The sequence below is a fragment of the Methylobacterium sp. WL103 genome (assembly GCF_008039885.1).
Classification (GTDB): domain Bacteria; phylum Pseudomonadota; class Alphaproteobacteria; order Rhizobiales; family Beijerinckiaceae; genus Methylobacterium; species Methylobacterium cerastii.
This window is the reverse complement of sequence record NZ_VRUX01000197.1, coordinates 1-7,089: the sequence shown is the minus strand read 5'-3', so window position 1 is coordinate 7,089 and position 7,089 is coordinate 1. Positions and strand designations below refer to the sequence as shown.

The following is a 7,089-nucleotide window of genomic DNA, read 5'->3' as shown; positions in this document are numbered from 1 at the left end:
CGTGCAGCTCGAGACGCTGACGGTGGAAGGCCGCGCCGGCCCGGCGTCGCCCGTGGCTTCCGGCGTCGGCGCGCGCGCGATCGAGAGTCCGACCGGCCCGGTGGACGGCTACGTCGCGACCCGCTCGGCCACCGCCACCAAGACCAACACGCCCCTGATCGAGACGCCGCAATCGATCAGCGTCGTCGGTCGCGAGCAGATCGATGCGCAGAAGGCCCAGACCCTGACCCAGGCGACGCAGTACGTCGCCGGCGTCTATTCCGGCACCTTCGGCGCCGATTCCCGCGTGGATTACTTCACCATCCGCGGCTTCGTCGCGAGCGATTACGGCATCTACCGTGACGGGCTGCAGCTCCTGAACTACGGCTTCGGGACCTTCAAGGCCGAGACCTTCGGCCTGGAGCGGATCGAGATCCTGCGCGGGCCGGCCGCGGTGCTGTTCGGCGCGGGCTCGCCCGGTGGCATCATCAACCAGATCACGAAGCGGCCGCCGCTGGATCCGTTCGGCTACGTCGAGGTCGGAGGCGGCTCGTTCGATCAGAAATACGCCGCCTTCGACGTCGGCGGCCCGGCCGACGAGTCCGGCCACTGGTTCTACCGGCTCACCGGCTTCGGCCGCTCCGGCGGCACCCAGGTCGACGGCGCTCCCGAGGACCGCGGCTACATCGCACCGGCCTTCACCTACAAGCCGGACGGGGCGACCAAGCTCACGGTGCTGACGAGCTACCAGTACGACAACACGGCCGTCACCGCGAACTTCCTGCCCTACTCCGGCACCGTGCGTCGGAACCTGTCGGGCCTGTACATCCCGCGCTCGCTCAATCTGGGTGACGCCGGCTTCAACACCTTCCGACGGCAGCAGGCTTTTGCCGGCTACGAGTTCGAGCACGCCTTCGACGAGACGTGGACCATCCGCCAGAACCTGCGCTACTCGTTCAGCGAAAGCTTCCAGAACTCGGATATCGGCCAGCTCGGCTACAGCAACGCCGCAGAGACCCGGCTTGCGCGCTACCAGTTCCTGACGTCGAGCAAGATCGGGCTGTTCCAGGTCGACAACCAGGCCGAGGCGCGCTTCTTCGACGGAATCTTCAAGCACGACCTGCTGATCGGCCTCGATTACAAGAATTTCCAGTTGCACGACAACCAGGGCACCAACTTCGCGGCAGGTTACGCCGTCCCCGACATCAGCATCATCAACCCGACCTACGGACCGGCGACAGGCCGCCCCTCGCCCTACCTCGTCAACGCGGATTCCTTCACGCAGCTCGGCCTGTACTTCCAGGACCAGATCAAGCTCACGGATCGCCTGACCCTCGTCCTCGGCGGCCGACAGGACTTCGCCGACAACCGGGTGGTCGACAAGCTCACTGCCGGGGCCGGCAGCAACGGCCGCAGCGACAGCGCCTTCACCTATCGCACGGCGTTGATCTACAACTACGATTTCGGGTTGGCGCCCTACGTCAGCTACTCGACCTCGTTCCAGCCGTTGCTCGGCACCGACATCAACAATCAGGCCTTCAAGCCGGAGACCGGCGACCAGATCGAAGGCGGCGTCAAGTTCGAGCCGCCGGGTGCGGGCTATTTCCTGACGCTGGCCGGCTTCGACATCCATCGCCAGAACGTGCAGACGCCTGTTCCGAACACCTTCTTCTCATCCCAGATCGGACAGGTCCGTTCCACGGGCTTCGAGGCGCAGTTCACCGCGACCCTCGCGGAAGGGTTGAATGCGGTCGCCGCCTACACCGTCTACGGCTTGACCACGGAGAAGAGCGCCGACCCGACCACCCTCGGCAAGGTGCCGGTGAACATTCCCGAGAACTTCGCCTCGTTGTTCCTGGATTACACCATTCCCGCCGGCGAATGGCGCGGCTTCGGCTTCGGCGGCGGCGTGCGCTACGTCGGTCGATCCTACGCCGACACGGCCAACACCTTGCGGGTGCCGGAATACGTCCTGTTCGATGCGCAGGTGCACTACAACTGGGACCGGTGGCGGCTGGCCGTCAACGCGACCAACATCGCGGATCGCCGTTTCGTCTCCTCCTGCCAGTCGTCCTTCTCGTGCTTCTACGGCGACGCCCGCCGCGTGGTGGCGAGCCTCGCCTACAAGTGGTGATCCCCGCGCGGGCGGCGCGTGCCGCCCGCGTCGCCGGCTACGATTCCTGCTCCGACCCCGCGCGCGCCCGCTCTCGCAGCAGGTACTTCTGCACCTTGCCGGTGGAGGTCTTGGGCAGCTCGCCGAACACGATGGTCCGGGGCATCTTGTAGGCGGCGAGCCGGCCGCGGCACCAGCGGATCAGGTCGTCGGCGTCGGCCGACGCGCCCTCCTTCAGCTCGACGAAGGCGCACGGCGTCTCGCCCCACTTGTCGTCGGGCTTGGCGACGACCGCCGCGGCGGCGACCGCCGGGTGCTTGAACAGCGCGTCCTCGACCTCGATCGAGGAGATGTTCTCGCCGCCCGAGATGATGATGTCCTTCGAGCGGTCCTTGAGCTGCACGTAGCCGTCCGCGTGCTTCACGCCCAGGTCGCCGGTGTGGAACCAGCCGCCCCGGAACGCCGCCTCGGTGGAGGCCGGGTTCTTGAGGTAGCCGCGCATCACCACGTTGCCGCGCATCATCACCTCGCCCATCGTTTTGCCGTCGGCGGGCACGGATTCGAGGCTCTCGGGGTCGCGCACGTCGAGGCCCTCGAGCACGGGATAGCGCACGCCCTGGCGCGCCTTCTTCGCGGCTTGGGCGTCGGCCGGGAGGTCGTCCCATTCGGCGTGCCAGGCGTTGACGACCGCCGGGCCGTAGCTCTCGGTCAACCCGTAGAGGTGGGTGACGGCGAAGCCCGCCTCGCGCATGCCCGCCAGCACCGCCTCCGGTGGGGGTGCGGCGGCGGTGAAGAACGCGACCCGGCGGGGCAGGGGCCGGCGCTCGGCGTCGGACGCGTTGATCAGGAGCTGCATCACGATCGGCGCGCCGCACAGGTGGGTGACGCCGTGCTCGGCCATCAGCGCGTACATCGCCCCGGCCCGGACCTGGCGCAGGCAGACATGGGTGCCGGCCACGATCGACAGCGTCCACGGGAAGCACCAGCCGTTGCAGTGGAACATCGGCAGCGTCCAGAGATAGACGGGGTGCTGCCCCAAGGCCCCCATGACGACGTTGCCGAGCGAGAGCAGGGCCGCGCCGCGATGGTGGTAGACCACGCCCTTCGGGTCGCCGGTGGTGCCGGAGGTGTAGTTCAGGCTGATCGCGTCCCACTCGTCGTCGGGCATCGCCCAGTCGTGCTCGGGATCGCCCTTCGCGAGGAACGCCTCGTAGTCGCAGGTGCCGAGGGCCTCGCCGGCGCCGGCATATTCCGGGTCGTCGTCATCGATCACCAGCAGGCTGCGCCCGGCCTGCGCCAGCGCCTCGCGCGCGATGCCCGAGAACTCGCGGTCGACGACGAGGACCTTGGCCTCGCCGTGCGCGAGGCAGAAGGCCAGCGCCGCCGCGTCGAGGCGGGTGTTGAGGGTGTTGAGCACGGCGCCGGCCATCGGCACGCCGTAGTGGCACTCGATCATCGCCGGGGTGTTGGCGAGCAGCACCGCGACGGTGTCGCCGCGACCGATCCCGTGGGCGGCGAGCGCCGAAGCCAGGCGGCGGCATCGGGCGTAGAGCTCGGCGTAGGAGCGCCGCAGCGGCCCGTGGATCACCGCGACCTGATCGGGGAAGACCCGCGCCGCCCGGTCGAGGTAGCCAAGCGGCGTCAGGGGCTGGTGGTTGGCCGGGTTCCGGTCGAGGTCGCGGTCGTAGATCGTGTCGCGGCGCATGGCGGCCTCCGGGCCAAGGTGTCGCCGGGACAGTACCGCGCGCGGCTGCGGGGTCCAACGGCCCTCGGCCCACCGAAACCCGCTCCGATCAGTGGTGGCGTTCGGCCCGCCCCGGCCCGAGGGTGTGCGGCTCGTGCAGGAACTTGGCGAGCTCGAAGCCGATCTCGATCATCAGGCCGTCGACCAGCTTGGTCAGGTTCGCCTGCCCGAGGCCGTCGGCCAGCGCGCGCAGCGCGATGACGTGCTCGGCCATGCGGTTCACCAGGCGCTCCGCCTGGCGCAGGTCGGCCGACCGGTTCTCGGTGGTGTCGATGACGATGCCGCGCCCCTGCGCCGTCCCGTCGGCCGCGTTCCGCTCGACGCGGCCGCGGATCAGGAGCTTGCGCGTCCCGACCTCCGATTCGAGCGTGCGGAACTCGGCCTCGATCGGGCCGCCGACCTCGCCGGCCGCGTGAAGGCAGCTCTCGATCCGGGCGCGGTCTTCGGGATGGGTCCTGTCGAGGAAGGCGCCGAGCGACACGCCGGCGGCCGCGACCTCGGGATCGAGGCCGAGCAGGCCGGCGAAGTCGCCCGACAGCGCGAGGCGCCCCGCCCAGTGGTCGTGCACCCAGGCGCCGACGACGCCGGAGGCATCGAGGACCGCCCGGAGATCGTCGTTCGGATGAGGGGGCGGGGCCTGTGTCATGCAACTCCTGAAGACCGATCCTCTAGAACGTAAACCTGAGGTATATTTACCACCACCGCGTTGAGGCTGGAAACCAATCTAATTCATCATCTGAGTTAAGAAAAGTGCCAAGACGTCCGGGACCGCAAAAACGAACTTGAGGTTGGCTTTGGATCCGCGTTCCGCGTCCGCCCTGCGCCGCGGCGTCGACGGACCTCCGGCAGGCGCCCGGCCGTGCGGCCCGGCCCGCGCCTGCGTTAACGGCCTCTTAACCATAACCGACGCGATATCGGGATCACGGCATCCCTGGGTCACAGGATCATCGCCTCGGCGCGGGTCTCTTGACGCTAGGTTGCTCCGAGCGCGTGCGCCGCAACTTCGCTTCGGCTCGCGAACGGAACGTCCGCAGGCCGATCTCGACCCAGGCAAGTCCTAGGCAAAGCAAGCCTCGGGCGAAGCGGGTCTTGCACGAAGCAAGCCTTGGATGAAGCAAGCCTTAGACGAAACAAGCCCTGGACACGGCAAGCCTGAACCGAGGACCACCCGATGAAAGCGATCACCTTCGTCACCCAGAAGGGGGGCAGCGGCAAGAGCACGCTCTGCATCTCGCTCGCGGTCGCCGCGCAGGAGGCCGGGCGCTCGGTCTGCATCCTGGAGATGGACCGCCAGGCCACGATCTCCGATTGGCTCGACCACCGCACCGCGGAAGGCCCCGAGGTCGCGCAGATCGACGCCACGCAGATCGACGCGGTGATGAACCAGCTTCGCGAATCGTCCTACGACTACGTCTTCATCGACACGCCCGGCGTCGATTCCACCGGCACCCTCTCGGCGATCCGCGCCGCCGACCTCTGCATCATCCCGTGCCGGCCGACGCCCGCGGACCTGCGCGCCTTCAAGCCGACCCTGGCCGCCGTGTACCGGCTCGAGAAGAAGTTCGCCTTCGTCCTCAACCAGACGCCGCCGCGCTCCTACCGCATCCGCGACGCGGCCGACGGCCTCGCGGTGCTGGGCATCCTGCCCGACGTCAACATCGTGGCGCGCACCGACCACCAGGACGCGATCGGCGTCGGCCAGGGCGTCACCGAGTTCAACCCGAAGGGGCAGGCGGCGGGCGAGGTGCGCCGGCTCTGGTCCTGGATCGAGAAGCGCACCCAGGCGGGCAAGGTGGGATCGGGGCAGGCGGTCTCGGGCAAGCTTGTTTCGGGCAAGGCGGTGAAGCATGTCGAAGCCGCCTAAGCTGAACCTCGCCTCGATCGTCGCGGCCTCGTCGCCGGCCACGCGCGGGGCGCCGCAGACCGCCGAGATCGTCCAGCTCGACCGCGGCGCAGCCCCGCAGAAGCGCGGCCCCGCCACCCTGAAGGAGCGCGCACGACAGATGTCGGTCTACCTCGAGCCGCCGGTCTACGACCAGCTGCGCGACCTCGCCTACGCCGAGCGCACGAAGATGCACGCGATCATGCTGGAAGCCCTCGACCTGCTGTTCAAGCAGCGCGGCGCCCGCTCGATCGAGCAGCTCTCGGAGCATCTCCCGCGCTGAGATCCGAGGCCTGCCCGGAAACCCCGCGGCCGAGGCGGCACGTCCGACCGGTCCCGTCGATGGGCCAGAACCCGCTTTCTGAATGTCAGTGCAACGCTTTGCTGCCGCATCCTCATGCGTCGACGGAGCGCGAAACCCTGTGAATCCCGTGAGCCGGACGCCCCGGCGCCCGGCCCGTTCAGGCTTCCTTTACGGCGTTCGGACAAGTGTCGGTTCGTTCGGTGACCGTCCCCTTGTGCAGGGGGCGAACCGAATGCTCCGGCGCGACCGCTTCCCCGCGGGCCGGTGTCTCGGCACGTGGCGTACAGGCGGATCCGGTGGGCATGGCGCGTTCGACGCTTCTTCGAATCCCGGATTCGTGCCGCGGCCCGCTCCCCTTGCGGCGCCTGCTCGCGGTCTCGGCGATCGCGCTGGCCACCGCCAACTGCAGCACGAACCCGCAGAAGTTCGCCGGCCCCGCCGGCAACGGGCTCGACCCGAAATACGGCGTGAAGACCAGCCCGCGCCTCTACAACGAGGGCGACGTGATCCCGAAGGGCGGCGGACGCCGCTTCTCGGGCAAGCCCTACGTCGTCGCCGGCCGCACCTACGTGCCGAAGGAGGATGCCCGCGGCTACGTCCGCGAGGGGCTGGCCTCCTGGTACGGCGCCGCCTTCCACGGGCGCATGACCGCCAACGGCGAGGTGTTCGACCGGCACTCGATCGCCGCCGCCCACCCGACCCTGCCGCTGCCGAGCTACGTCCGCGTCACCAACACGGCCAACGGCTACTCGATGGTGGTGCGCGTCAACGACCGCGGCCCCTATCACGCCGACCGCGTCATGGACGTCTCGGAGGAGGTCGCCCGGGCGCTCGAATTCCACAACAAGGGCACGGCGCACGTGCGCGTCGCCTATCTCGGCAAGGCCTCGGTCGCCGGTTCCGACGACCGCAAGCTCCTGGCGACCCTGCGAACCGACGGCGTGCCGGCGGGCGGGCGCGCCCCGGTGATGGTGGCCGACCTCGGCCCCTCGGAGGAGACGGAGCGGTTCTCGCGGACGGCGCCGGCGCCGCTGGCGTTCAAGCCGGCCCCCGAGCGCGAGGAGCGC

General features: G+C 69.1%; 6 protein-coding genes. 4 read left to right on the top strand and 2 right to left on the bottom strand.

Annotated elements, in window-relative coordinates:
- The first annotated feature begins 1 nt into the window (after position 1).
- Positions 2-2,113: a TonB-dependent siderophore receptor gene (locus tag FV222_RS13390; protein WP_246685452.1), complete on the top strand. Its 2,112-nt coding sequence runs from the start codon at positions 2-4 to the stop codon at positions 2,111-2,113.
- A gap of 37 nt (positions 2,114-2,150) precedes the next feature.
- On the opposite strand, the gene FV222_RS13385 is transcribed toward FV222_RS13390, so the two are convergent.
- On the bottom strand, positions 2,151-3,797 hold the full coding sequence (locus FV222_RS13385; protein WP_147763079.1) for an acyl-CoA synthetase: 1,647 nt from the start codon (positions 3,795-3,797) through the stop codon (positions 2,151-2,153).
- 88 nt (positions 3,798-3,885) lie between these two features.
- A complete protein-coding gene (locus FV222_RS13380) occupies positions 3,886-4,482 on the bottom strand; it encodes a PAS domain-containing protein (protein WP_147753339.1) in 597 nt (198 codons plus the stop codon).
- 525 nt (positions 4,483-5,007) lie between these two features.
- On the opposite strand from FV222_RS13380, the gene FV222_RS13375 reads away from it, so the two are divergent.
- The 3 genes from FV222_RS13375 to FV222_RS13365 all read left to right on the top strand — a co-directional run.
- Entirely contained in the window at positions 5,008-5,700 is a 693-nt protein-coding gene (locus tag FV222_RS13375) for a ParA family protein (protein ID WP_147753340.1), read from the top strand.
- Complete coding sequence (locus tag FV222_RS13370) at positions 5,684-6,001, top strand: ribbon-helix-helix domain-containing protein (protein ID WP_147763077.1); 318 nt, start codon at positions 5,684-5,686, stop codon at positions 5,999-6,001. The genes FV222_RS13375 and FV222_RS13370 overlap by 17 nt, the downstream gene beginning before the upstream one ends.
- A 323-nt stretch (positions 6,002-6,324) precedes the next feature.
- A partial coding sequence (locus FV222_RS13365; RefSeq protein ID WP_147814626.1) for a septal ring lytic transglycosylase RlpA family protein occupies positions 6,325-7,089 on the top strand: 765 nt, incomplete at its 3' end.

What these genes read in the sequence shown, in the direction of transcription:
- FV222_RS13380 (WP_147753339.1), bottom strand. Translation starts at nt 4,482, where the DNA reads ATGACACAGGCCCCGCCCCCTCATCCGAACGACGATCTCCGGGCGGTC.
- FV222_RS13385 (WP_147763079.1), bottom strand. Translation starts at nt 3,797, where the DNA reads ATGCGCCGCGACACGATCTACGACCGCGACCTCGACCGGAACCCGGCC.
- FV222_RS13370 (WP_147763077.1), top strand. Translation starts at nt 5,684, where the DNA reads ATGTCGAAGCCGCCTAAGCTGAACCTCGCCTCGATCGTCGCGGCCTCG.
- FV222_RS13375 (WP_147753340.1), top strand. Translation starts at nt 5,008, where the DNA reads ATGAAAGCGATCACCTTCGTCACCCAGAAGGGGGGCAGCGGCAAGAGC.